Raw genomic sequence first — 1055 nt, forward strand, 5'->3', positions numbered from 1 at the left:
CCTTTGTCTGGACCAAAACCGCCGATCAAATCCTCGACAACCTCGCCAACTACTGCAACCGGATCAATAAAGCTTCTAACGACTCAGAACACTAGTAGTGCTTTGTTAGGTTTGTCGATGGTTGTTGCGGTGTAACGGTTTCACGGTTTGGTGGCAGGTGGGGCATGCGCCGGTCCAGGTCGCGAGCAGGTACTGCAGTTCGCGGAGGGCCTTGTAGAGGGTCAGGCCGGCGCAGCCGCTTTTGGGTCGAGTCGCAGCATGGTGATGAACAGGTGCGCGGCGGTGACGAGGGTGACGTGGCGATGCCAGCCGGTGAAGGAGCGGCCCTCGAAGTGGTCCAGACCCAGACCGGTCTTGAGTTCGCGGTAGTCGGCTGCCTGGCTTTCGCCGCGCGAACAGCGGCCGGTCCCGCCTTCGTCACGTCCCACGACTCGGGCAGGAACAGCCGCCAATCAAGAGGGCACGAGGCGGTGTCGGTGACCGCGTGGACGCTCACACCGATCTGGCAGTTGCCGACCTTACCCAGGGTGCCGGAGTACTGCCGGGCCACACCGGGCGAGCCGGCGCCGTCCTTCGGGAACCCGGTGTCATCGACCACCCACGCCACCGGCGCGATGAGCTCGACCGCCCGGCGGGCCAGCCAGGCCCTGACCGCGGCCGTGTCCCAGGTCGAGGTCGTCACGAACTGCTGCAACCCCTGATGATCCACCCCGAGCCGCTCCGCCATCGGCTCCATCGACTTGCGCCGACCGTCCAGCAACAGCCCACGCAGGTACGTCACACCCTTCACCCGCTGATCCGACCGCGCCATCGGCGCGAACATCTCCGCCACGAACGCCTCGAGGCGCTGCCGCGCAAGCGAAAGCTCGTCAGGGGTCATCGAACTATGAAACTACCGGCCCGCCGCGAAGGCACTCCCGTAACAAAGTACTACTAGCCCCGGCCCTTCATTGAGGGCTGCCCACATGGTGGGTGGATGAGGAACGGGTGCCTTCTGAGCTGGGAAGATAGGACTTGCTGAGGGTCTTATCCATCCCGACGAAAGGCACCCGCAG

At 64.3% G+C, this 1055-nt stretch carries 1 pseudogene; it reads right to left on the reverse strand.

The features are described 5' to 3' along the window. Positions 1-221: 221 nt before the first annotated feature. Positions 222-880 (reverse strand): annotated as a pseudogene (locus ABT369_RS57870) (IS701 family transposase). Positions 881-1055 lie beyond the last annotated feature (175 nt).

The sequence above is a fragment of the Dactylosporangium sp. NPDC000244 genome (assembly GCF_040300725.1).
Lineage (GTDB): Bacteria > Actinomycetota > Actinomycetes > Mycobacteriales > Micromonosporaceae > Dactylosporangium.